General features: G+C 59.7%; 24 protein-coding genes. 5 read left to right on the top strand and 19 right to left on the bottom strand.

Annotated elements, in window-relative coordinates:
- Window positions 1–125 precede the first annotated feature (125 nt).
- Entirely contained in the window at window positions 126–1,016 is an 891-nt protein-coding gene (locus QOM10_RS21295; RefSeq protein ID WP_016985999.1) for an AraC family transcriptional regulator, read from the bottom strand.
- Window positions 1,017–1,208: 192 nt separating this feature from the next.
- On the opposite strand from QOM10_RS21295, the gene QOM10_RS21300 reads away from it, so the two are divergent.
- Window positions 1,209–2,261 (top strand): NAD(P)-dependent alcohol dehydrogenase, encoded by a 1,053-nt coding sequence (locus tag QOM10_RS21300; protein WP_316916903.1) that lies wholly within the window; start codon window positions 1,209–1,211, stop codon window positions 2,259–2,261.
- Here QOM10_RS21300 and QOM10_RS21305 read toward each other — a convergent pair.
- The 11 genes from QOM10_RS21305 to QOM10_RS21355 form a co-directional block, all read right to left on the bottom strand.
- A complete protein-coding gene (locus QOM10_RS21305) occupies window positions 2,258–3,061 on the bottom strand; it encodes an IclR family transcriptional regulator (protein ID WP_034155326.1) in 804 nt (267 codons plus the stop codon). The genes QOM10_RS21300 and QOM10_RS21305 overlap by 4 nt on opposite strands.
- Before the next feature lie 61 nt (window positions 3,062–3,122).
- Entirely contained in the window at window positions 3,123–4,433 is a 1,311-nt protein-coding gene (locus tag QOM10_RS21310) for an MFS transporter (protein WP_150750655.1), read from the bottom strand.
- Between the two features lie 174 nt (window positions 4,434–4,607).
- Window positions 4,608–5,756, bottom strand: coding sequence for a galactonate dehydratase (dgoD, locus tag QOM10_RS21315; RefSeq protein WP_007908327.1), 1,149 nt, complete (start codon window positions 5,754–5,756; stop codon window positions 4,608–4,610).
- 61 nt (window positions 5,757–5,817) lie between these two features.
- Window positions 5,818–6,438, bottom strand: a complete 621-nt coding sequence (locus QOM10_RS21320; protein WP_150750654.1) for a 2-dehydro-3-deoxy-6-phosphogalactonate aldolase — start codon at window positions 6,436–6,438, stop codon at window positions 5,818–5,820.
- Between the two features lie 19 nt (window positions 6,439–6,457).
- Entirely contained in the window at window positions 6,458–7,447 is a 990-nt protein-coding gene (locus QOM10_RS21325; protein ID WP_316916904.1) for a 2-dehydro-3-deoxygalactonokinase, read from the bottom strand.
- A 77-nt stretch (window positions 7,448–7,524) separates the two neighbouring features.
- Window positions 7,525–8,451 carry a hypothetical protein gene (locus QOM10_RS21330; protein ID WP_316916905.1) on the bottom strand — a complete coding sequence of 309 codons (927 nt, stop codon included), beginning with the start codon at window positions 8,449–8,451 and terminating at the stop codon, window positions 7,525–7,527.
- 30 nt (window positions 8,452–8,481) lie between these two features.
- A complete protein-coding gene (locus QOM10_RS21335) occupies window positions 8,482–9,015 on the bottom strand; it encodes a hypothetical protein (RefSeq protein WP_127929317.1) in 534 nt (177 codons plus the stop codon).
- Window positions 9,012–9,740, bottom strand: a complete 729-nt coding sequence (locus QOM10_RS21340) for an alpha/beta hydrolase (protein ID WP_127929318.1) — start codon at window positions 9,738–9,740, stop codon at window positions 9,012–9,014. The genes QOM10_RS21335 and QOM10_RS21340 overlap by 4 nt, the downstream gene beginning before the upstream one ends.
- Window positions 9,741–9,745: 5 nt before the next feature.
- A complete protein-coding gene (locus tag QOM10_RS21345) occupies window positions 9,746–10,240 on the bottom strand; it encodes a PAAR domain-containing protein (protein WP_150750649.1) in 495 nt (164 codons plus the stop codon).
- On the bottom strand, window positions 10,237–10,899 hold the full coding sequence (locus tag QOM10_RS21350) for a hypothetical protein (protein WP_150775193.1): 663 nt from the start codon (window positions 10,897–10,899) through the stop codon (window positions 10,237–10,239). Before QOM10_RS21350 ends, QOM10_RS21345 begins: the two co-directional genes overlap by 4 nt.
- Before the next feature lie 159 nt (window positions 10,900–11,058).
- The gene (locus tag QOM10_RS21355; RefSeq protein WP_007908312.1) at window positions 11,059–11,538 is read right to left on the bottom strand and encodes a GNAT family N-acetyltransferase; all 480 of its coding nucleotides are present in this window, start codon (window positions 11,536–11,538) and stop codon (window positions 11,059–11,061) included.
- A 226-nt stretch (window positions 11,539–11,764) separates the two neighbouring features.
- On the opposite strand from QOM10_RS21355, the gene QOM10_RS21360 reads away from it, so the two are divergent.
- The 4 genes from QOM10_RS21360 (at window position 11,765) to QOM10_RS21375 (ending at window position 14,449) form a co-directional block, all read left to right on the top strand.
- Window positions 11,765–12,418, top strand: a complete 654-nt coding sequence (locus tag QOM10_RS21360; RefSeq protein WP_316916906.1) for an HD domain-containing protein — start codon at window positions 11,765–11,767, stop codon at window positions 12,416–12,418.
- A 108-nt stretch (window positions 12,419–12,526) separates the two neighbouring features.
- Window positions 12,527–13,723, top strand: a complete 1,197-nt coding sequence (locus QOM10_RS21365) for an MFS transporter (RefSeq protein WP_316916907.1) — start codon at window positions 12,527–12,529, stop codon at window positions 13,721–13,723.
- An 82-nt stretch (window positions 13,724–13,805) separates the two neighbouring features.
- Window positions 13,806–14,147, top strand: a complete 342-nt coding sequence (locus QOM10_RS21370; protein ID WP_007908306.1) for a hypothetical protein — start codon at window positions 13,806–13,808, stop codon at window positions 14,145–14,147.
- A gap of 44 nt (window positions 14,148–14,191) precedes the next feature.
- Window positions 14,192–14,449, top strand: coding sequence for a hypothetical protein (locus QOM10_RS21375; RefSeq protein WP_016986009.1), 258 nt, complete (start codon window positions 14,192–14,194; stop codon window positions 14,447–14,449).
- Window positions 14,450–14,609: 160 nt separating this feature from the next.
- Here the strand turns inward: QOM10_RS21375 and QOM10_RS21380 are convergent, their stop codons facing one another.
- The 7 genes from QOM10_RS21380 to QOM10_RS21410 form a co-directional block, all read right to left on the bottom strand.
- On the bottom strand, window positions 14,610–15,539 hold the full coding sequence (locus QOM10_RS21380) for a PfkB family carbohydrate kinase (protein ID WP_316916908.1): 930 nt from the start codon (window positions 15,537–15,539) through the stop codon (window positions 14,610–14,612).
- The gene (locus tag QOM10_RS21385) at window positions 15,532–16,998 is read right to left on the bottom strand and encodes a purine-cytosine permease family protein (RefSeq protein ID WP_016986011.1); all 1,467 of its coding nucleotides are present in this window, start codon (window positions 16,996–16,998) and stop codon (window positions 15,532–15,534) included. Before QOM10_RS21385 ends, QOM10_RS21380 begins: the two co-directional genes overlap by 8 nt.
- 202 nt (window positions 16,999–17,200) lie before the next feature.
- Complete coding sequence (locus QOM10_RS21390) at window positions 17,201–18,199, bottom strand: ADP-ribosylglycohydrolase family protein (RefSeq protein ID WP_316916909.1); 999 nt, start codon at window positions 18,197–18,199, stop codon at window positions 17,201–17,203.
- On the bottom strand, window positions 18,196–18,909 hold the full coding sequence (locus QOM10_RS21395; protein WP_127929325.1) for a GntR family transcriptional regulator: 714 nt from the start codon (window positions 18,907–18,909) through the stop codon (window positions 18,196–18,198). Before QOM10_RS21395 ends, QOM10_RS21390 begins: the two co-directional genes overlap by 4 nt.
- A gap of 266 nt (window positions 18,910–19,175) precedes the next feature.
- On the bottom strand, window positions 19,176–20,144 hold the full coding sequence (araH, locus tag QOM10_RS21400) for an L-arabinose ABC transporter permease AraH (protein WP_026000669.1): 969 nt from the start codon (window positions 20,142–20,144) through the stop codon (window positions 19,176–19,178).
- Between the two features lie 12 nt (window positions 20,145–20,156).
- Entirely contained in the window at window positions 20,157–21,701 is a 1,545-nt protein-coding gene (gene araG / locus QOM10_RS21405) for an L-arabinose ABC transporter ATP-binding protein AraG (protein ID WP_127929326.1), read from the bottom strand.
- Window positions 21,702–21,754: 53 nt separating this feature from the next.
- Entirely contained in the window at window positions 21,755–22,759 is a 1,005-nt protein-coding gene (locus QOM10_RS21410) for a substrate-binding domain-containing protein (protein ID WP_064120360.1), read from the bottom strand.
- Between the last annotated feature and the right edge of the window lie 95 nt (window positions 22,760–22,854).

Raw genomic sequence — 22,854 nt, forward strand, 5'->3', positions numbered from 1 at the left:
TCTGACACCACAAAACAACTGTGGGAGCGAGCCTGCTCGCGAAAGCGGTGTGTCATATAAAGATGATGTCGATTGATGCACCGCATTCGCGAGCAGGCTCGCTCCCACAAGGGATCTGCGCAGGATCAGGCGGCGCGCTCGTCTCCAGGGCTACGCTCGAAGTAGCGCTTGTACTCGCGACTGAACTGCGACGTACTTTGATACCCCACCCGATGCGCGACCTGCGCCACACCCAGCCCTTCCGCCACCAGCAACGTCTGCGCCTTCAACAACCGCAAACGCTTCAGATACTGCACCGGCGACAACAGCGTGCTGCGTTTAAAGTGTTCATGAAAGGTCGACACGCTCATGTTCGCGCAACCGGCCAGCGTCTCGACATTCAACGGCTCGGTGTAATGCGCATGCAGATGACTGATCGACGCCGCCACCCGCGCGAATTGCCCCTGCTGCTCGACCAGCGCCCGCAACACATCGGCCTGCGGCCCGCGCAACGCCGTGAACAACAACTCCCGCACCCGCGCCGGCCCGAGAATCTGGCATTCCAGCGGATCGTGCAGGCAACTGAGCAAGCGCTCGACACAGCCACGCATGTCATCGTCGAGCACCACTGAGGTCATCGACTCCGGCGTCTGCGCCGGAATATGCCGGCCCGGCGCCAGCCCCATGGCCAGCACCAGTTCACCGAGCAACACCCGATCAATCGCCACCGACACGCCGAGCAACGGCGCATCCGGCAAGGCGAAGGTCTCACATTCGAACGGCACCGGCAGCGCCTGAATCAGATAATGCCCGGCGCCGTATTCCATAGTGCGTGGCCCGAGAAACGCCAGTTTGCTGCCCTGGGCGATGATCATCAGGCTCGGTTCATAAATGTGCGGGCCACGGGCGACGTCGCAACTGGCGCGCAATACTTGCACACCGGGCAATCCGGTCGGCGAATAACCATCGCGAAGCGCCAGCGGTTCGATCAGCGAAACCAGCCGCGCATTGGCATCAAGATGACGGGTCAATTGCATCGAATTGTTCTTCACGAAAAATCACGAAAATAGGGGATGAAAGCATCATCGCAGATCCTTTTGCCGATGCGACCGATCAAACCCGTATGCCGGAGGATTAGGCATGAGACCCGGAGGAATCGTCATGGCCGACCGGTCAGTCGACGCCCAGAATGCGCCGCCTCACTTGTTCCTGCTTTTGCGAGGTTTCACATGTACACCGCCATCGGTTATGCCGCCCAATCGGCCACCACCCCCCTCGCCCCGATGAAATTCGAACGGCGCAGCCCGCGCGCCGACGACGTTGCCATCGAGATTCTCTACTGCGGCGTCTGCCACTCCGATATCCACCAGGCGCGCAACGAATGGGGTATCGCCGTTTACCCGTTGATGCCGGGCCACGAGATCGTCGGAAAAGTCACCGCGATCGGTGCGAATGTCACCCAACATAAAGTAGGCGATCTGGTCGGCGTTGGCTGCATGGTCGACTCCTGCCGTACCTGCGAAGCGTGCCAGTCGAACCTTGAGCAATATTGCCTCGAAGGCCCGACCATGACCTACGCCACCCCGGATCGGGTCGATGGCAGCAACACCATGGGCGGTTATTCCGACAGCATCGTCGTCAGCGAACACTTCGTCGTGCGCATCCCGGAAAAACTCGCACTGGCCAGCGCCGCGCCGATTCTCTGTGCCGGCATCACTACCTACTCGCCGCTCAAGCACTACGGCGTCAAGGCTGGCGACAAGGTCGGGATTCTCGGCATGGGCGGTCTGGGCCACATGGGCATCAAGTTCGCCAAGGCCATGGGCGCCGAAGTCACGCTGTTCACCCGCTCGGCGAGCAAGGCTGAGGAAGGTCGTCGTCAGGGTGCCGATCATGTGATCGTCTCCACCGACGCCGAGCAGATGAAAGCGGCTGCCGGTTACTTCGACTTCCTGCTGGACACCATTCCGGTGCAGCACGATCTCAACCCGTACCTCGACACCCTGCGTTTCGACGGCGTACACATTCTGGTCGGTCTGATCGAGCCGATTGTTCCACCGGTCCACGCCGGCAAACTGGTGATGAGCCGCCGCGTATTGGCCGGCTCGTTGATCGGTGGCGTCGCCGAAACCCAGGAAGTGCTGGATTTCTGCGCCGAGCACAACATTACCTGCGACATCGAAATGCTCGACATCCGCCAGATCAACGAGGCTTACGCCCGGATGATCGCCGGTGACGTGAAGTACCGTTTCGTGATCGACATGGCGACGCTCAAGGTTTAAACCTTCAGGCCTAGCTCTGCCGAAAGCCGGGCTGTGACCCCTTTGATCAGGGGAATCAGCTCGGCCATTTTTTCCAGCGGCATGTATGGCACGGTGCTGGCGATACTGATCGCCGCCACAATGCCCTTGCTCGCATCGCGAATCGGCGCCGCCACACAGCGGATCGACGGTTCGTTGTCTTCCAGATCGAACGCGTAGCCACCGGCGACGTACTCGGTCATGCGTTGCTCAAGCTGTTCCCACGACTGCTGGGGATGCTGCGGCCAGAACTGACTTTTCCCACCTGCCGGCAGGCTGATGTCGTACAGACGCTGCCAATCTTTCGGCGAGTCATCGAGCATCAACGCCTTGCCAATCCCGGTGCGGGCCAGCGGCATGCGATGGCCGACCCGCGAGCGCATTTCCGGGCCATTGCGTCCCGGGTTCTTCAGCAGATACAACACTTCATCGCCTTCACGAATGCCCAAGTGCACCGTATCGCCGGTCAGCGCTGACAACTCGTCCAGATACGGCCCGGCCAGCGTCACCAGCGGCAACTCTTCGCGCGCCTGAAACCCTAGTTCGATCAGCTTCGGCCCGAGCAGATAACCGACTTGCGGCACCACGCGCAGGTAGCGCTCGTCGACCAGGCAACTGGCCAGACGATGGGTGGTGCTGCGTGTGGTGCCGATCAGCCGGGCAATCTCCTTGAGATCACGGGCGCCACTGGCCACCGCTTGCACCACACCGAGGCCGCGCAACAGCGTTTGCGTGCCGGTGGGCGCGGCGTCCTTGGTTTTTTCCGGGGCGTCTTCCTGCATATCCAGCCTTTTACCGTTGAGCGAGGGAACGGGCGGCATTATGGTCGCCCGACGCAGACCACTACAACTCGATACGCTCGACCTTGCCGACCAACAGCACGTAGGACAATGCACCGATCAATGCGAGCACCGCGATATAGGTGATCGCCGGCGCGAACGAATCGCCGCTGGCGAGGAAGCCGATGACGATCGGCGTGGCAATTGCCGACAGGTTGCCGATGAAGTTGAACACCCCGCCGGTCAGACCGAGTAGCCGCGCCGGCGCCAACGTTGACACCAACGACCAGGTGATCGAAGCCAGACCGTTGCCGAAAAACGCCAGCGCCAGAAAGGCAATCACCAGCGGCGTCGATTCAACAAAATTGGCGCCGATGATCGAGGTGGAAATCAGCAACCCGCCAATGATCGGCAACTTGCGCGCAAAGCCGACGGTGTAGCCGCGACGGATCAAGAAGTCGGAAAAGAACCCCGAGCACAAAACACCAATAAACGCGGCGAGAAACGGCAGCGACGCCAGCAGGCCGGACTTGATGAAATCCATGCCGCGATATTTCACCAGATAGGTGGGGAACCATGTCAGGAAAAACCACAGCGTCGAGTTCAGGCAGAACTGGCCGAGGTAGATGCCCCACAACTTGCGTTTGGTCAGCACGATGCCCAAGTCGGTCCAGCTGAATTTGGCTTTGACCTTGGCCGTCTCCTGCTGAATATCGACCAGACCACCGCCCTCGCGAATCAGGTCGATTTCCGCCTCGTTGGCACCTTTGAAATCCCGTGGCTCGCGATAGACCGCGTACCAGATCACAGCCCAAATGATGCCCACCGCGCCGGTCGCGACGAAGACCATGTGCCAGCCGAATTCGTGTTGCAGCCAGGCCAGCACCGGGGTCAGGAATGCCAGGCCGACGAACTGCCCGGAGGTGTAGAAACCGATGGCCGTGGCGCGTTCACGCTCGGGGAACCAGGTGGTGACTACGCGGCTATTGATTGGATACGCCGGCGCTTCCAGCGCACCGACCGCCATGCGCAACACAAACAACGCGATGAAACTGGCAGCGAAACCGAGCATCACCGTAGCCACAGACCACAGCAACAAAGCGACGCTGTAAAGAATGCGCGGCGGTACGCGATCGACCAGCCAGCCGCCGGGGATCTGCATGGCAGCGTAGGTCCAGCCGAACGCAGAGAAGATCAGGCCGACGTGAATCGGATCGATGCCCAGCTCACTAGTCAGCGCCGGCGCGGCAATCGACAGGTTGCTGCGGTCGAGGTAGTTGATGACCACGGTGATAAACAGCAACACCATGATGAAAAACCGCTTACGGCTGGGCGTGACTAAAGACGCCTGCCCGGTGAGGGTTTGCGGTTGCATGGGGAGAGCCTCTTTTTATGTTTATTGAGGTCGGCCTGAGGCCTGATCGTTCCCACGCTCTGCGTGGGAATGCAGCCCGGGACGCTCTGCGTCCCAAAAGCGGACGCAGAACGTCCATTGAGGCATTCCCACGCAGAGCGTGGGAACGATCTCATCGGGTGTGTCAGGCAGTGCTCACCACTCGGCAAAACTGCCATCGGCATGGCGCCAGATCGGGTTGCGCCAGCGGTGGCCGACCGCCGCACGCTCGATCACGTATTCCTCGTTGATCTCGATGCCCAACCCCGGGCCGTTCGGAATCTTCACGAAACCTTTGTCGTAATCGAACACCCGCGGATCCTTCACGTAGTCGAGCAAGTCGTTGCTCTCGTTGTAATGGATGCCCAGGCTCTGCTCCTGGATAAACGCGTTGTAACAAGCCGCGTCCAGTTGCAAACACGCTGCCAGCGCAATCGGCCCCAGCGGGCAATGCAGCGCCAGCGCAACGTCGTAGGCTTCGGCCATGTTGGCGATCTTGCGCGTTTCAGTGATGCCGCCGGCGTGGGAGGCATCCGGCTGGATGATGTCGACGTAACCTTCGCTCAACACGCGTTTAAAATCCCAGCGCGAGAACAGCCGCTCACCGAGGGCAATCGGCGTACTGGTCAGTGGTGCCAGTTCTTTCAGCGCTTCGTAGTTTTCACTGAGCACCGGCTCTTCGATGAACATCAGTTTGTACGGATCGAGTTCCTTCATCAGCACCTTGGCCATCGGCTTGTGCACGCGGCCATGGAAGTCGACACCGATGCCGACGTTCGGCCCGACCGCATCACGCACAGCGGCGACGTTGGCCAGCGCCAGATCGACTTTTTCGAAGGTATCGAGAAACTGCAACTCCTCGGTGCCGTTCATTTTCACCGCAGTAAAACCACGGCTCACCGCCTCTTTCGCCGCACGCGCGGTGTCGGCCGGGCGGTCGCCGCCGATCCACGAATACACACGAATCTTGTCACGCACCTGACCACCAAGCAGATCACTCACCGACACCCCGAGGGCCTTGCCCTTGATGTCCCACAACGCCTGATCGATACCGGCCAGTGCGCTCATGTGGATCGCGCCGCCACGGTAGAAACCGCCGCGATACAGGACGGTCCAGATGTCTTCGATATTGCGTGGGTCTTTGCCGATCAGGTAGTCGGACAATTCTTCGACGGCAGCGGCCACGGTGTGCGCGCGGCCTTCGACCACAGGCTCGCCCCAACCGGTGACGCCTTCGTCGGTTTCAACCTTGAGGAAACACCAGCGCGGCGGGACGATGAAGGTCGTGAGTTTGGTGATTTTCATCTCTGCTCTCTTTTGTAAATGCAGCTCTTATTAGATGCAGCGCACGCAGCGCCAGAAAGTCTTAGCGAAGGGCCTTCCACGCGGCCACGTAGGCCTTGGCGTTCACTGCCACCTGCTCCGCCGTCATGCCCGGTTTGAACAAGCCGGAACCGAGGCCGAAACCTTTCACGCCAGCGTCGATAAACGCCTGCATGTTGTCCGGGGTAATACCGCCGACCGGCGCCAGCACCGTCCCCGCCGGCAACACCGCAAGCCAGGCTTTGACGACCGCCGGGCCCATCTGCTCGGCCGGGAACAGCTTGAGAATGTCCGCGCCCTCCGCCAGCGCCGCGAACGCTTCGGTCGGTGTGGCAACGCCCGGCGACAGGAACAGCCCCGCCGCTTTCGCCGCGCGCAACACCTTGGCGTCGCTGTGCGGCATCACAATCACTTGGCCGCCAGCCTCCTTCACCAACTCGACCTGTTCCGGGGTCAACACCGTGCCGGCACCGATCAGGCAATCAGCGGGCAAGGTCTTGCGCAGGATGCGGATACTTTCGTACGGCGAAGGGGAATTGAGCGGTACTTCGATGACGCGAAATCCGGCTGCATACAGGACTTCTCCGACAGCGGCGGCTTCCTGCGGATGCAGGCCACGCAGGATCGCGATCAGACCGTTTTGCGCCAATGCTTGCTTGAGCATGTCAGGCCTCCAGTCAGGGTTAACGGGATGAGGAATCAATCAGTCCGGCGGCCAGCGCCAGTTGCCACAGACCACGCTCGGTGGCCTGCTCGGCCAGCGTCACGTTGGCGAAACCACAGGCGTCGAGGGCGCGGCTGTAGCGCACACAGAGTTGCGCATTGCCGATGAGGATGATCGAAGGAAGATTCGGATTGTTGCGACGACGTCGCTGAACCGTGGCGAGGGCCGCCAGTTCATGGCCGATCATCAGGCCGGACAGATAATCCGCCTGCGCGGTCGGGCTCAATTCACCGGTCAGCCCCAGCGTGCGAGCACTGAACAAGGTCGACAGCACGCCCAGCTCGCCATCCGCCGACTGCGCAATCTGCACACCGCGGTCAAACGCCAGAGCATCGAACGTCGCACCCTGCTTCAGGGTCCGGCCGAGAATGCTGTGTTCACTGAGTACGGCGAACACTTCGCCGGTCATGAAGGTATCGAAATGAGTGATGCAGCCATCGACCACGTCGACCCATTTCGAGTGACTGCCCGGCAGACCGATCAACAGATCGGCACCTGCGTCAATCGGCAGATTCTGCAGCACGCCAAGGACCTGGGTTTCTTCGCCGCGCATCACATTCGGCAGGCGCGAACGCTGAATCACACCCGGCACGATATGCACGACCGTGCCGCGCAGACTGACAACTGTTTGTAGGGATTTTCCGAGATTAGCGACGTTCGCCGGCGTCTCGCAGTAGGCCGCTTCACGCCAGCCCTGCGCACTGCCGACCATGCCGCAGGCGATCACCGGCAGATCCGGCTGCGCATCGAGCCAGTCGCCGCACGCCTCGTCAAACGCCAGTTCAAAACCATCGGCGCATTCGCGACCGTTGATGACTCGCGGAGTCTTCGGCAGTTGCATGATCCCGGACGACAGCGCGCGCTGCTCCAGCACCACACCGCCCGCCGCGAGTTTGTAAGCACGTAATGAGGTCGTCCCCCAATCGAGCGCGATCAATTGCGCCAGCATCGCTTCACCTGTTTTGTTTTTGGCAGTGAGTGCGATGGACTATAGACCTCTCAGGCGCTAAATCTCAATATGTAATTTTACATCCCATATTCCGGGACAGAATCAGTCCATTTTGTCCAACGCTGAACGACATCCAGATTATTGTTGATCAGGATCCTCACTGTTTCGTACTCGCTGGATCCCACCTCATGTGTGCGGCCCTTGTCGTCAGTTATTCCAGGCTCCCGGCGTCCGTCAGCGCGAATAATGGTGTACGCCGCGAAGGGCGCCGGGTTTTCCTCTGAACCTGAAACAACCTTCAGCTTCGTGTTGTTCGGTGCAAACGAAGCCAACATGCCGGCATAGGGCACGTCGCTACAGAGTCCGAGGCTGTCAATCTGGTCATATCCCAGCGCCAGGTCATAGCGCCAGCGCACGATGCACACTGAGGCAAAAGGCAGCAACGACCTCGGTCGGTCGGACTGTTCAAGCGAAATACGCGCGGGCGCCACGCGGGGATTTTCTATTGCAGCAATGAACCGCGACGTGGGCATGTACATGACTTTCGAGTAATACGCCACGAACGGGAACGCGGTGATCACCACCTTGCACGGAATGTATTCCTGCGGCTTGAGGATCTGCACCAACTCAACCGGTCTAATGTGGTTACGGCCGTCATTGACGGCGTGATTCTCGACACTGATATTCGCGAACATCTCATAGCGACGATCGCCTTCGATCAAGCGCATGCCGCTGACGATTCCCGAGGCCTCCAGGACGATTTTATGTTCGATGGAAAAATCCGCATCGCCATTCAACGAGCAATGGATCCAGGTACCAATCTGCCCTCGTCGCCCATGATCCTCATACAGGTCAATGAGGTTTCGGTCGGAGGTGAAACGCAGGTCGTAAGAGGAAGACATCTCGTGATTGATCGAGACAAATTCAAGCCTTGCGGGGGGAACATCCAAGTGCATGCAAGAGGAACACAACGCAAACAAAAAAACCAAAAGCAACCTTGCCATTACCACTCCAAAAATCAACTGCTGGGCACGTCATCGAAAACTGTCGTAGTCCGACAGGGCAGAAAAGACATCTGCAACGGGGATGAACAGTGATTTGGTGTAATACGCCTTATAACCCGTTGCCGTAACCACCACTTTGCACGGAATCATCTGCTTGTCTTTCAACAAGCCTTTTATGGCGTCACGACTCAAGTACTTCGAGGTCCTTTTCTTTTCACCAACGTCCTTGAAAGCAATGCTCGCGGTATATCCGAATCCGGCCTTGTTCAAATGCTCCTTGTTTTCTCTGACCAAACCCATTGCTGCTTTCGATATCGTATGTTCAATGGAAAAGTCCGTGTCATCACCCAAGGCACAAACAAACACCTGATCAAAGCTGTTCGCTTTCTTTTCCCGCCAGAAAATCTCCAGCAGTTCCACATCCGAATTGAAATTGACCTCAAAAAAAACGCTATTCGAGCGCGGCGTAATCGATTCATAGCCCAATGACGCGGGGGTGATGTCATGAGACTTTGCGCAGGCAACGCACAATAACGACACAGCGATCAGCAATACCCATCTCATGCACCTTCCCTCAAGTAACCAGCAATTGAACTCGCCGACAAATCCAATGCCGACTGCCCGCACTCCAGGCGGGACTCATACAATCTCAAGGCCGAGTAATGGTTGAATTTGACGATCCCCATAACATCGGGACCGGATTCGATATCCCACTTGCCCCCCACCCAAGCGACTACGTCGGTTCGATCCATCTCGTCAGGCTCTGCCCGAACGTTGATCCAGGTTTCAGCCTTGGGCGTTGGCTCCGACCAGTAAATATCCGAAATCAACGCCACCATCACACCTTCCCCCACAGGATCCAGAGTAACGAGCATTTTCACGATATAACCTTTATCGGTGAGAATCTGCGACAAATGCGCGCCGTTCCACCCGCCCAGACTATGACCCACAATGTAGACATGTGCGGACTTGTGAGGCAGCTTGGAGAATACAAACTCTTCGAGGTCGGCCTCCCCTTTTACATCGTTGTATCCCATGTAATAGGGTTGGAATTTGCCGCCATAGCTCGAGCCCAAACGGACCTGCAAAGCTTCCATGGCCCGCAAGGTGTAGTTGCTAGGCCCGTCTCCGTAGTAACTTTCCGAATCGCCAGCACCGCCAATGAAAAAAGCCACAACCTCTCTGGCAAGCGTCACCGGTTTGACCGTCTGATCCTCTTTTGTCGTCAACTCATGACTGGCGACCAGTCTCCCGATGCATCCTTGAACGGCTCCGGATTGAGCTCCCATCGGTATTACTCCACGTACAGTTTGATGGTTTCTTTGAGGTGCGAACTGACCGTGTGGGTATGACCCTTGGCATCAGTGACGCCTCGTTCCAGCGTTCCATCTGCCCGTTCGATGACGTAGGCAATATAGGAAAGCGGTTCACCGCTGTTTTCATCAACAATCTGCATCCGATCATTGAAATGCACCGGCATCGGCAGCAATCCGCTAAACGCCGCCCCGCCGCCACTTTGGCCGATAATCACCGTCCCTGAACCACCGACCACGACATTGCCGTGCCCGCCAGTGCTGTCGAGCGTTGCGGCATTCAGGCCATTGATGAATACCGTGCCGGAAACGGCTCCGGTAATCGGACTGCCGCACGCCGATTTATCGGTCATGCGCGCGGCGGCGAGGCCGTCGAAGAAGACGTCGGGCGAGCCGGAGGCAATCGGGTTGGTGCCATGGCCTGGCAATGGGCAGGCGGTCGGGTCGGTGACGCGTGCAGCGGGTTTACCACTCAATTCAAAGCTCCTTGCTTCAGGGGTTCCGGGTGCGGCTGATGAATATCGATGTCGGTCGCGGCGAAGCGCCAGCGGTTGTCGACGGGGTCGAACAGGGCGTGGCAATGCTCACGGCTGTCGGGTGATGCGGCGGTTTGCAGGTGTCGCCAGGCTTCGTCGGTTTGCCAGGCCAGTTCGGCCGGCGAGGCGTCGTCGAGTTCGTTGAGCCAGGCGTTGTAGTGGCGCAGTTGATTGCGCTCGTAAGTCGATTGCAGCAGTTCGGCCATTTGTGCGCCGAGGTCGAGATGATGCTGGGCCGTCCACTGGCCGATCTCGGAATAGACGTACCAGCCCATCGGCATCAACCCGCCGTCCTTGAGCAGCGAATGCCCGGCAGGGGCGACGAAACCACAACAGATGTGCAGCGTCAGCCAGCCTTGATGGGCGTCGATAAACGCCGTCGGATCGAAGGTGCGCAGCGGTATCACGCGGTAATCGGCGAGTCCGGCACTGCGCGTCATCAACTCGGCATCGAGGCGCGACACGAACGCACGAATGGCAGTGCCGCCCGTGCTGTTCGTCGTACAGAGAATATCGACCGGTTGACGTTGGGGGTTGTCGCTCGAGCCTGAGTTTTTCACCAGGCCGTACAGACGCATTGTCGCCCGTAGTCCGCTCATCGCCGGTCACTCGTTGACGCGGCGAAGGCTCCACGGGCGTGGAGAAGTTGTGCCAGAGGCATTGCAGGTGTCGTCCGTGAGCGCGCAAAAATGGCGCGTAGGATGCCGGACTAGAGCGCTGGCGACAATCGAATTACTGCCGGATCGCCATCATTGTGATCAGCCCTCGGCAAACTCACGCAGGACCTGGCCATCCATGCGGTAGCGCACCCACTCTTCCTGCGGTTGCGCGCCGAGGGATTTGTAGAATTCGATCGCCGGGGTGTTCCAGTCCAGCACGCTCCATTCGAAGCGGCCGCAGTCGTTGTCGCAGGCGATTTTTGCCAGGTGACGCAGCAGGGTTTTGCCGGCACCGCCGCCGCGTTGCTCCGGGGTGATGTAGAGGTCCTCGAGGTACAGGCAGTTGCTGCCCAGCCAGGTCGAGTAGCTGAAGAAGAACACGGCGAAACCGATCGGCAGACCATCGCGCAGGCAGATCAAACCGTGTGCGGTGGCGCCTTCGCCGAACAGGCTGCGTTCGATGTCGGCAACGCTGGCGATGACTTCGTGGCGGGCCTTTTCGAAATCGGCAAGTTCAGTGATGAAGGCGAGGATTTGCGGGGCATCGCTGGGGGTCGCCGGGCGGATTTCGATCGTCATGGACGGGCCTTGTCGGAAAAGGAAAACGCCATACTAAGGCCGTGCGCGGCGCTCGTCACATGGCAAAACACACACTACCCTGCGCACTGTTGCAAACATTGCAGTTCCCTGTGGGGGCTTGCTCGCGAAAGCATCCTTTCAGTCACCTGCATTGTTGATTGACAGACAGCATTCGCGAGCAGGCTCGCTCCCACACAGGGGACTTCGACAATCTGAAAGGATGCTTATGAACCGTGAGTTTTTTACACCCGTGGAGGCACTGGCAGCAGAGTTGCTGCCGCATGCATTGGAGCCGTCCGACGACGGCGCCCACGACCTCGCCCACTTGCAGCGCGTCTGGCACAACGTGCGTACGTTGCATGAAGAAGAAAGTGGAGATCTTGAGGTGCTGTTGGCCGCCGTGCTCTTGCACGATTGCGTGTCCGTCGAGAAGAATTCACCGCTGCGTTCGCAGGCTTCGCGGCTGGCGGCAGATAAAGCTTCGTCAGTGCTGGCCGATCTGAACTGGCCCGAAGAAAAAATCACGGCCGTCGCCCACGCCATCGAAGCCCACAGCTTCTCCGCCAACATCACTCCGCGCACCCTCGAAGCGAAAATCGTCCAGGACGCCGACCGCCTCGACTCGCTGGGCATGCTCGGCGTCGCCCGTACGTTCTACATCGCCGGGCGCATGGGCTCGGCGCTGTACGACCCGCAGGATCCCGAAGCGAAACAGCGCGACTACGACGACAAGCGGTTTTGCCTCGATCATTTTCAGACCAAACTGCTGCACCTCGCCGACGGTTTCCAGACTGCCGCCGGCCAGCGTCTGGCGCAGGTCCGTCATCATCGTCTGAAGGGTTTCATGGAGCAATTCAAGGAGGAGATCGGCATCGCTTGAGCATTACTCCGGCGTGCAGTGATCCTGACTTCGCCAAGCTCAGACCTAAGCCGCCGGCCCGACATGTTAAACAGACGACGCTGATTTTTCCGGTCAAGGAACCGCGTCATGTCCCAAGCCCCAACCCCCGTGTCAGGCAAGCTGTTCGGCCTGTTCTGTCTCGCCAGTTATCTGCTTTCGCTGTCCTATGGTTCGACGTTTTTGCTGTCGTTGTTGATCGGCTCTCGCGGCGGCAATGAGCACGATGCCGGCAGTGTGATTTCGGCGGCGATGCTCAGTACGTTTGTTGCGGTGCTGATGTCCGGGCATCTGTCGGACTGGCTCGGCGCGGCGCGCTCGATTGCACTGTTCGGGCTGTTGCTGGTCGCGGCGAGTCTGGGCTTTGCGCTGACGCCGGGGTTTGGTCATCTGTTGTTGTTTTACGGTTTGTTACTGGGATTGGGCTGGGGTGTTTTCTACACCCTGGGGCCGATCATCGTCGCCAGTCTGGTGACGCCGGCGCAGCGGGCCAAGTACTTCGCGCTGCTCTCGGGCAGCATGATGACCGGCATTGGCAGCGGCCCATTACTCGGGCGTGCAGCCAGTGCCTTGGGGTTGCCAGTGACCTCGGCGTTTTATCTGGCGGCGCTGGCAAGCCTGATCGGTGTGCTGCTGTTCTGGCATCTCGGTGCTCGATTGAAAAGCACACAAGCCACGTCTGCCGCGAGAATCACCTGGCAAGCGACCACTCAAGTGCTCGGTTCGCGAGCGCTGTTTGCGATCATCATGGTCGGCCTCGGCGGCTGCGTATTCGGCGGTCTGTCGAGTTTTCAGACCAGTTACGCGGCGGCGCGCTCGCTGGATTATTCGTTGTTCTTTCTCGGTTTCATGAGTGCGGCAATCAGCAGTCGGATGCTGATCGCCGGCTATGTCGTCAAGCGTGATCCATTGCGCGCATCGTGCCTGCTATCGGGACTGATGCTGGCTTCGATTGTGCTGTTCGCGTTCGGCGTGCACAGCGGCTTCAGTTATCTGCTGGCAGCGGTGATGCTCGGCGTCGGTTATGGCCTGACCTATTCGGTGATCAACGGACTGGCGGCCAACGAAGCACCGGCCGGCACCACGTCGCAGGCCTTGTTGCTGTTCAGTCTTGCCTACTTCATCGGCGTGTTCGGCTTCCCGTTTCTGGCCGGGAAGATCATCGTAGAGCACGGCATGAGCACGCTGCTTTTGACCGTATTGATCGTCGCGTTGGCCAACTGGCTGATTACCGTTGGCCGCTTGCTCTGGCGCCGGATCAGTCTGAAAGCGGCGCAGGCAATCTAGACCGTTCGTCGCTGATCAGGCACCAATCCGCTCACCGGGCAGACCAACGACAGGTAAGGATTCCAATCACTGGAGACGCCCTATGATCCCGTCAAGGTTGACCGCTTTCGTATTCAGCGCCCTGCTCTGCCCTGCGGTTTTCGCCGCATCCGCCACCGCTGCGGGCACCGGCCCTACCGATCCGACCCCACCACGCGCGCCCGCCATCAACAGTGCCCCCGGAATGAACACCGATGGCTCTGGCGTGCCCCTGATCAATCAGCCTCCCGCCACCGGGACCGACCCGCGCACGCAGGGCAGTGACCCGGGTCGTCAGGGCGGCATGAACACTCCCGACGCCCCCGCCACGCCAGACAACGCGGGCCCCGGCGTCGGCTCCAAAACCACCACTGGTGGCTCCGGTTCCGAAGGATCCGGTCAGTAGTTCGCCGACGCGAGGGTCCTGTTCAACCCAATGAAGAGGTAACCATGAACGTCGATAAAAACCTGGAAAAAGAAGTCCTCACACGCCTGCTGCACGCCCACCCAAGTGGACTGGGCAAGGAGGTGCTGGACAATTACCGGGGCGAGAAAGTCGTGGCCAGCGCCCTCGCCGCTTTGCAGGATCGTGGACTGATTCACCACGGGCATGTGACCTGCAACGAGGCTGGCGAACATTCGTTGAACCTGCCGATCAAGCTCAGTGCCGCTGGCGTTGAGGCGGCGCGCAAGCTGGATCTGCAGTAGTCCTGAGGCCGCTCGCTGCCGATGCGGCGAGCGGTATCCAGCATTGAATTTTGTGTTGAAACTAATGGTCCTTTCGCGAGCAGGTCGAATCGTCGCACCGTCGCTCCCACATTGGAATGCATTTCAATGTGGGAGCGAGCCTGCTCGCGAAAGCGGTAGATCATTCGCCGCTAGATTCGCGGATAAACACTTCCACTTCAGCCGCTCCCGGCGATGTCGCCGGCCCCCAGCATGTCACCGCCAACGCCGCTGCCGCATTCGCCCGCCGCGCTGCTTCATGCGCTGACAAACCCTGCGCCAACCCGGCAACAAACACCCCGGCATGGGCATCACCCGCGCCATTGCTGTCCACGGCTTTCACGGCAAACCCCGGCACATGCCGACGCTCGCCGACCTGATGAATCCAACACCCTTGCGGGCCGTCACGCACCACCATCAGTACATCGCCGGGCAGATGTTCAGCGAGACGATCCAGCGCCGCGCCAATGTCTTCAGCACCGGTAAAGCGCAGCGCTTCAACACTGTTGCTGGTCCAGACATCAATGCGCGGCAGCAACGCTTTCATCAGCGGCGAGTCCGGCGACTCCACCAACGGGCCCGGATCGAACACAACATTGATCGAGTCCGGTAGCGCCAACGTCCAGTCGAGCAACGCTTGGGCCTTGCCTTCGTGGAGCAGGCTGTAGCCGCTGAGATAAACGTAATCGCCCGCCTCGGCCGGCACGCTGTTCAGATCCGCCTCAGTCACTTCACCTTCAGCGCCGATGTAGGAAATGAAACTGCGCTCGGCGGACGCATCGGTCAGTGCGACACACAAACCGGTGTCTTTCGGTGCGGGTTCGGTGATGCCGATGTGAATTCCCTCGGCATTCATCGCCTGACGCGCGAGATCGCCGAAACGCCCACTGCCATGGCGACCGAGATACACCACCGGCAGGCCGTTACGCACCGCCGCCGCCATCACGTTGAAACCGCCGCCCGCTTCGAAACCGGCCGACTGCGCCAGCACGTCACCGCCAATCTGCGGCAGTTTATCCACGGCCATGACCAGGTCGATGATGACCTGGCCGGTGTGCAACATCTTAGGCATGAGCATTCTCGGTTTGCGCGGCGCGGCGATCTTTCGCCCCGCCCAGTACAAAGTAAATCCCACCAGCGACGACGAAGGTCACGATCCAGCCGAGGCCGTTGTGGCCCAGCCACGAGTCGGACAGGAAGCCCTTGAACCAGACGTTCTCGGCAGTGGTGCCGATGGTGGTGAAACTGAAGCCGAGGACAATGGCAATCGCCCATGCACCAAACGCACGCCACTCGATACCGCCGCGATACCAGTAAGCACTGCTCGGGCTGACGTCGAGCAGGTCCTTCGGGCTGTAGTAGTGACGATGAATCAGGTCGACGACAAAGATCCCGACCCATGCGGTGATCGGCACGGCAAGCAGGGAAATGAAGGTAATGAACGGACCGTAGAAGCTGTCGGCGATCAGCATGAAGTAGATCGAGCCGGCGAAGATAGCGACGATATCGACCACCACCGCGTAGACGCGCTTGACCTTGAGGCCGAGGGTCAGCGTGGTCAAACCAGCGGAATACACCGACAGGTTGTTCGACAGCAGCAAGCCACCGAATGCGGTGATCAGGTACGGCACCGCCATCCAGGTTGGCAGCATGTCGCGAATTGCCACGATCGGGTCAGTCGCCGAGGCCAGGTCGTTGTTGCCCACCGACAGCAGACCGCCAAGAGTGATCAGCAGCACCAGCGGAATGCCCGCACCAAACGCAGCAGACGCGACCAGACGCACAGCCTTGACGCTGCGATGCTGATAGCGCGACATGTCGGCGCCAGCGTTGGCCCAGCCGATGCCGGTGCCGGCGGCCATGGTGCCGATACCGATGATCATTGCGCTCATCGGCGCCGGTGTCGCGTTGAACACTGCGCTCCAGTCGATGGTCGCGCAGAGGAAGCCGCCAACGAGAATGTTCAGCGCGCCGAACACGTAGGTCGCCCACTTCTGGATGACCAACAACGTCGCGTGACCGAGGCCGGATACTGACAAGGTCAGCAGAACGAAAATCGCGATGAAGATCAGCGTCAATACCGGTGCGCTTTTCGCTTCGACCGGGGAGCCGAACAGGATCGAGCACAGCGACAGCAGCACGAATGCAGCGGTGGTGGTGTTGACCGTTTCCCAACCGAGACGCGACATCAGCGAGACCAGCGTCGGGCCGATATTGCCGCGCACGCCGAAGATCGCTCGTGACAAGGTCAGGCTCGGCGCGCGGCCACGGCGACCGGCAATCGAGATGATCCCGACCACCGCGAACGAGCCGGCAGCGCCGATGATCGCGACGATGATCGCCTGCCAGATCGCCAGCCCGCGAAATGCGACCAGCGTGGCACCTAATGGCAGACCGAGTATGGAAATGTTGGCGGCGAACCAGACCCAGAACAGTTGCAGCGGATGACCGTTGCACTCGGCCTCCGGCACCGGTTCGATGCCGCGGGTTTCCAGTTGCCCGGCGCTTTGCCCGGCGTTTGATGAACTCATGAAGGTGCTCCTGTTTGCCTTTTTTGTGGTTGTGGCAATGATGCAAAACGACAAGACATCGCGGCCATCCTCGGCCTGTCTGCGCGATCCATTGCGGGTTAAATATTCGAATATGCGGTGCGGCCATCGCGAGCAGGCTCGCTCCCACAGGTACCGTGTAATCCATGTGGGAGCGAGCCTGCTCGCGAAGACGTCAGCCCAATCAGCGCAAAGCCAACAGCCCCTGCACCAACGGCTCAAGCTCCAGATGATTAACGGCCTTAACCGTCTCGATCATCTCGGCAGGCCAACTCTCAAGACCCAGGCAGGCCCCCAACATCGCGCCGAGAATCGCCGCAATGGTGTCCGTGTCACCACCAAGGCTGGCGGCCATGCACAGCGCATCAAACGCGCTCATCTCACCGACCGCCACTTGCTGTGCCAGTGCAAACGAAACCACCACCGATTCCTGTGAGGCCACCGAAGTGCCGATCACGTCGTAGAGCAGATCCGCCAGTAAAGCCTTGTCGCTATCGACACTGATGGTGCGCGCCCAACTGATGCGCGAGGCAATACGCCCACCGGCGACCCAGTGCCCGTGCGCCTCGGCTTGCTGAGCGATTTGCTGACCGAGGTTCAACGCCTCGCCCAGGTCCATGCCATTGATGCCAGCAGACACCACCGCCGCCACTGCTGCCGCACTGGAAATCCCCAGCGTGGTGTTGTGGGTGACCTGGCAAGCCTGCACCACCGCCGCAATAAAGCGTTGAGGGTCGACAACATCCGCCGCAATCCCCACCGGCGTAATGCGCATCGCCGCGCCGTTGGTGGTGCCGTAGCGCCCGGCTTCTTCCGGCGAATGGCCGGCAAGGATCATTTCGATCGCGCGTTTGGTCGACGGCCCGAGCAAGTCCTGCGAGCCTTTGGCCTGCATTTCGGCTTCCCATTCGATCAAACGTTGCGCGAGGATCGCCGGCTCAATGCGGCCCTTGCCTTCGACCAGCAACTCGCCGACCAGAATCGCCTGTTCGGTGTCGTCGGTGATCGAGCCTTTGGGCATGTTCGCGGCGATCGGCTGCAAGGGGCCGGCGTCCTGCAGATCAGTGATCTGGCCGAAGCGGGTCTTGATCGTTTCGCGGTTCAGCGATTGCGTCGGCATGCCCAGCGCATCACCGAGGGCCAGGCCATAGAAAGCGCCGAGGGCACGGTTGAGCGCGGTCATTTCGATTCTCCAAATTGCAGGTGCAGACGGAAATGCACCGGGTCGAGCAGGCTTTCAACCAGCTCCATGAAACGGTTCTGGCGGTCGTAAGTGGTGCGCAGGGCTTTGAGGAACACCGTGCCCTCAGGGCGGCCAAGCAGTGCGGCGTCTTCGGCATTCAACGGTTCGGCGCCGATCCATTGATCGCCGCGTTCGCCGATGTAACCGTAGGCGGCCAACGTAATGGTCAGGGAATTGTCGATCAGACCAACGCGCGGCAGGCTTTCCAGGCCGCCGGTGGCTGGCATCAACGAGCGTTCGAGGGAGACCAGCGTGCCTTCGTTGGAACGGCGACGACGGTCGAGAGTGATGAATTGGTCAGTGCCGAATCGCGACAGCAGGTCTGGCCGGGTCACGGCTTCCAGACGCAACACTTCGGTATTGATCATCGCCCCGCTGTCGGCCAAGGCCTGCGCCCAGCCGCTGCGCTGGTCGAGGGCGACACCGTCGAAAGTGACGATGGAACCGACACCGCTTTGCGTGGCGATGTAGTTACGCCGTTTCAGTTCGGCCAGCGCTTCGCGCAGCGTGCCTCGGCTGACTTTGAATTCTTCAGCCAACTGATGCTCGCCAGGCAACAGAAAGCCGTCCTCCATGAGGCCGCTTTCGATGCGCCGGACGAGTTCGTCGACCACCCGTTGTTTCTTGTCAAATCGTACCTGTCTAATCATGTACAAATTGATACCCGAAACAAGCTTGGGCGGGCAAGGGATATTTAGGGAGAGTGACGAAAGGCGGGAGAATCAAAAGCCCCTCACCCTAGCCCGCTCCCGGAGGGAGAGGGGACTGAATGGGGGATGCTCAGGAGGTTCGTCGACCTGAAAGTGCCTTGCTGAATCCATAATCGACACAATCTTTCAGGTCGATGTATCACGCCAGACACCTCGGTCGGCCCCCTCTCCCTCCGGGAGAGGGCTGGGGTGAGGGGCTCTTGATCTTAGCGCTGCTTCAGACGGTCAATCACGACGGCCAACAGCAGGATCGAACCACGGATAACGTATTGGTAGAAGGTATCAATATTCTTCAGGTTCATCGCATTCTCAATGATCGCCAAAATCAACACCCCGGCAATCACATGCCGGATCATGCCGATCCCGCCACTCAACGACACCCCACCCAGCACGCAAGCCGAGATCACCGTCAGCTCGAAACCCTGGCCAATCATCGGCTGCCCCGACGTCATCCTCGACGCCAGAATCACCCCCGCCAGCGCACCAATCACCCCATGCACGGCAAAGATAATGATCTTGGTCCGATCAACGTTCACACCCGCCAGCAACGCCGCTTCCTGGTTACCACCAATGGCCATGGTGTTGCGCCCGTAGGTGGTGTAATTCAGCAGCCAGCCAAAAAACAGAAAGCAAACGATGGTGATCAGAATCGGCACCGGCACACCAAACAATTGGCCGTTACCAAACACGAAGAACGATTCCTGCGACACGCCCACCGCCTTGCCGTTGGCAAAGATGTAAGCCAGACCGCGAACAATCTGCATGGTCGCCAACGTGGTGATCAACGCATTGACCCGCAACTTGGCAATCACAATCCCGTTGATCAACCCGACAATCAGGCCCATGACCAACGCCGCACTGACACCGAGAAATACGCTGTTGGTGTCACGCATCACCACCGCCGCGACCACGCCAGCGCAGGCAATCACCGAGCCCACCGACAAGTCGAAATGCCCCGACGCCAGGCAGTACAACATCGTGCACGCGGCAATCCCGGTGGTAGAAATCGCCAGGCCCAGACCGCGCATGTTCAGCGGCGAAAGGAAGTTGTCGATCAGCAAGGTGCAGGCGACAAAAATGCCCACGGCCGCCAGCAGCATGACCCAGTCGTCGAGGAAGCGGCGCATGTCCAGCGGTTTGCGCTCTTTGGGCAGGGTTTCGTTTTGGGTTGTCATCATAGTCACCTCTCAGTTCGCCACGCCGTCAGCGCGGTGGCGCGGCAAAGCCAGTTGCAGCAGGTTGGATTCATTGGCCTGGTCGCGGCTGATTTCGCCGCGCAGGGCGCCTTCGCAGAGCACCAGAATGCGGTCGGAAATACCCATCACTTCCATCAGGTCGCTGGACACCACGATCACCGAAATGCCGTCGGCGGCGAGGTTATGGATGATCTGGTAGATCTCCGCTTTCGCACCGATGTCGATGCCGCGTGTCGGCTCATCGAGCAGCAAAACTTTCATCGGCATCGACAACCAACGACCGAGAATGGCCTTCTGCTGATTACCGCCGGAAAGGAATTTGATCTGCTGGCCGGCGTGCGGGGTTTTCACTTTCAGGGCTTTGATCTGTTTGTCGGCGTTACCCTTTTCCCACAAACCGCGAATCAGGCAGCCGAGCCCTGAATGGGCACCGCGTGCACTGATGTTGATGTTCTCGGCGACGCTGGCCAGCGGGATGATGCCTTCCTTCTTGCGATCTTCCGGACACAGCAGAATCCCCGCCGCAATCGCGTCGCGCGGTGAGCGCAGTTTCAATTCATGACCGCGCAATTCGAGACGCCCGGCCGTGTGACGTTCGAGCCCGCTGAGTAAACGAAACAGCTCGGTGCGCCCTGCCCCGACCAGTCCGAACAGGCCAAGAATTTCACCTTTGTGCGCCTCGAAACTGATCGGCTCGCGCAGACCCGGGCCGAGCAGGCCGGCGACCTTCAGCGCGACGGCGCCGCGTGGACGATGGCGATAATCGTAGATGTCCTGAATGTCGCGCCCGACCATGCAGGTCACCAGTTGATCGTGGCTCAACTGGCTCATGTCCTCGAACGTGCGCACGTAACGACCGTCCTTGAACACTGTGACCGCGTCGCAGATGCGGAACACTTCTTCCATGCGATGGGAGACGTAGAGCACGACTTTGCCCTCGTCGCGCAGGCGGCCAATGATCGCCATCAAGCGGTCGATCTCACGGGCCGAAAGACTGCTGGTCGGTTCGTCGAAGGCGATCACATGCGCGCCGCGCGACAGGGCTTTGGCGATTTCCACCAGTTGTCGCTGGCCGAGCGACAAGCGCCCGACCTTGGTCTGCGGATCGATTTCGTCGGCCAGGCCTTTCAGGCAATTCAACGCTTGCTGGCGTAACGCACCGCGATTGATCAAACCGAAACTGGCCGGTAAATGGCCGAGGAACAGGTTTTCGGCGACGGTCATTTCCGGCACCAGATGCAGCTCCTGGTGAATCACCGCGACGCCGCTGCCGATGCTGTCAGCCGTCGACTTGAACGCCATGGTCTGCTCGCCGATCTGCAACTCGCCGCTGCTCGGGATGTAAGCGCCGCCGAGGATTTTCAGCAGAGTCGATTTGCCGGCGCCGTTCTCGCCCATCAAGGCATGAACCTGCCCCGGATGCGCGACGAAGCTGATAGCGTCCAGCGCCTTCACCCCGGGAAAGGTTTTGCCGATCCCGTTGAAGCGCAGGCTGCCGCTGGCGCTGTGTTGTTGTGTTTGTACTTGCGCGTGCATAAAGCCACCTCTTCACACCGAAAAACGGCCCGGCTGCCCGGGCCGTCGCGGCATCAGTTCCACAGGCCGATTTTTTCCAGCTCTTGTTTGAAGTTCTCGCGGGTGATCAGGGTGACGTCGTCCATCGCGGTGTACTTCGGCGGCTCTTTGCCGGTGGTCACCCACTCGTACATCATCTCGGCGGTCTTGTAGCCTTCGATGTGCGGGCTTGGCAGCATCGAACCGAAGAAACCGCTGTTGGGCTTTTTCAATTCGCCGATGGCGTCGGTGCCGTTGATGCCGATACCGATCACGTTGGCCGCGGCAAAACCGGCAGCTTCGGTGGCGCGCACGCCGCCAAGCACGGTGTTGTCGTTCATGCCGCCGATGATCAGGTTTTTCGCCGCGCTTGGCAGCTTCACCAACGCCGAGTTGGTGGCGTCCATGCTGCCCGGTACGTCGAGGGTTTTCAGCGCGGCGAAGAGGATGTGGTCTTTCGGCATGCCGGCGTCTTCGAGGGATTTCACCGAGCCGTCGGTGCGTTTCTTGCCGGTGTCGAGTTCGTTGTAGGTGTTGACCACCGCGTAGGTGTCTTTCCAGTCCCAGTTGCGTTTTTTCGCCTCGGCGACCATGGCGTTACCCTGCTTCTGGCCGACTTCGAACGCGGCCATGCCGAGGTACGGCACGTCTTCCATGAATTTGCCGTTGGCGTCGACGAAGCGGTCGTCGACGGCAATCACCTTAAGGTCGTTGAGTTTGGCTTTGGCCATGATCGCCGGGCCGAGCGAGACATCCGGCGGGCAGATTACAAAGCCCTTGGCGCCATTGGCGGCGAGGCTGTCGATGGCCGAGAGGGTTTTCTCGCCGTCCGGCACGGCGATCTTGATCAGTTCGAAGCCCTTGTCCTTGGCGGCTTTCTCGGCGAAAGCCCACTCGGTCTGGAACCACGGCTCTTCCGCCTGCTTGACCAGGAAACCGATTTTCACGGTGTCGGCAGCGAGCAGCGCACTGCTCAGGCTGAACGCGGTGACCGCCAGGGCGGTACTGCACAGGGTACGAATCCCGAAACGACGTTTCATAAGCTGACTCCTTGTTATTTTTTTTGAGCAATGTTTGAAAAGCGTTAAAGCGTGTTCCTGCAAAATCTTCTGACAATAGTCATATCGTATGATGA

This window comes from Pseudomonas sp. P108, assembly GCF_032613195.1.
Taxonomy (GTDB): Bacteria; Pseudomonadota; Gammaproteobacteria; order Pseudomonadales; family Pseudomonadaceae; genus Aquipseudomonas.

Coding starts and splice junctions, on each gene's coding strand:
- QOM10_RS21295 (WP_016985999.1), bottom strand. CDS start 1,016: ATGCAATTGACCCGTCATCTTGATGCCAATGCGCGGCTGGTTTCGCTG.
- QOM10_RS21300 (WP_316916903.1), top strand. CDS start 1,209: ATGTACACCGCCATCGGTTATGCCGCCCAATCGGCCACCACCCCCCTC.
- QOM10_RS21305 (WP_034155326.1), bottom strand. CDS start 3,061: ATGCAGGAAGACGCCCCGGAAAAAACCAAGGACGCCGCGCCCACCGGC.
- QOM10_RS21310 (WP_150750655.1), bottom strand. CDS start 4,433: ATGCAACCGCAAACCCTCACCGGGCAGGCGTCTTTAGTCACGCCCAGC.
- dgoD (WP_007908327.1), bottom strand. CDS start 5,756: ATGAAAATCACCAAACTCACGACCTTCATCGTCCCGCCGCGCTGGTGT.
- QOM10_RS21320 (WP_150750654.1), bottom strand. CDS start 6,438: ATGCTCAAGCAAGCATTGGCGCAAAACGGTCTGATCGCGATCCTGCGT.
- QOM10_RS21325 (WP_316916904.1), bottom strand. CDS start 7,447: ATGCTGGCGCAATTGATCGCGCTCGATTGGGGGACGACCTCATTACGT.
- QOM10_RS21330 (WP_316916905.1), bottom strand. CDS start 8,451: ATGGCAAGGTTGCTTTTGGTTTTTTTGTTTGCGTTGTGTTCCTCTTGC.
- QOM10_RS21335 (WP_127929317.1), bottom strand. CDS start 9,015: ATGAGATGGGTATTGCTGATCGCTGTGTCGTTATTGTGCGTTGCCTGC.
- QOM10_RS21340 (WP_127929318.1), bottom strand. CDS start 9,740: ATGGGAGCTCAATCCGGAGCCGTTCAAGGATGCATCGGGAGACTGGTC.
- QOM10_RS21350 (WP_150775193.1), bottom strand. CDS start 10,899: ATGAGCGGACTACGGGCGACAATGCGTCTGTACGGCCTGGTGAAAAAC.
- QOM10_RS21355 (WP_007908312.1), bottom strand. CDS start 11,538: ATGACGATCGAAATCCGCCCGGCGACCCCCAGCGATGCCCCGCAAATC.
- QOM10_RS21360 (WP_316916906.1), top strand. CDS start 11,765: ATGAACCGTGAGTTTTTTACACCCGTGGAGGCACTGGCAGCAGAGTTG.
- QOM10_RS21365 (WP_316916907.1), top strand. CDS start 12,527: ATGTCCCAAGCCCCAACCCCCGTGTCAGGCAAGCTGTTCGGCCTGTTC.
- QOM10_RS21370 (WP_007908306.1), top strand. CDS start 13,806: ATGATCCCGTCAAGGTTGACCGCTTTCGTATTCAGCGCCCTGCTCTGC.
- QOM10_RS21375 (WP_016986009.1), top strand. CDS start 14,192: ATGAACGTCGATAAAAACCTGGAAAAAGAAGTCCTCACACGCCTGCTG.
- QOM10_RS21380 (WP_316916908.1), bottom strand. CDS start 15,539: ATGCCTAAGATGTTGCACACCGGCCAGGTCATCATCGACCTGGTCATG.
- QOM10_RS21385 (WP_016986011.1), bottom strand. CDS start 16,998: ATGAGTTCATCAAACGCCGGGCAAAGCGCCGGGCAACTGGAAACCCGC.
- QOM10_RS21390 (WP_316916909.1), bottom strand. CDS start 18,199: ATGACCGCGCTCAACCGTGCCCTCGGCGCTTTCTATGGCCTGGCCCTC.
- QOM10_RS21395 (WP_127929325.1), bottom strand. CDS start 18,909: ATGATTAGACAGGTACGATTTGACAAGAAACAACGGGTGGTCGACGAA.
- araH (WP_026000669.1), bottom strand. CDS start 20,144: ATGACAACCCAAAACGAAACCCTGCCCAAAGAGCGCAAACCGCTGGAC.
- araG (WP_127929326.1), bottom strand. CDS start 21,701: ATGCACGCGCAAGTACAAACACAACAACACAGCGCCAGCGGCAGCCTG.
- QOM10_RS21410 (WP_064120360.1), bottom strand. CDS start 22,759: ATGAAACGTCGTTTCGGGATTCGTACCCTGTGCAGTACCGCCCTGGCG.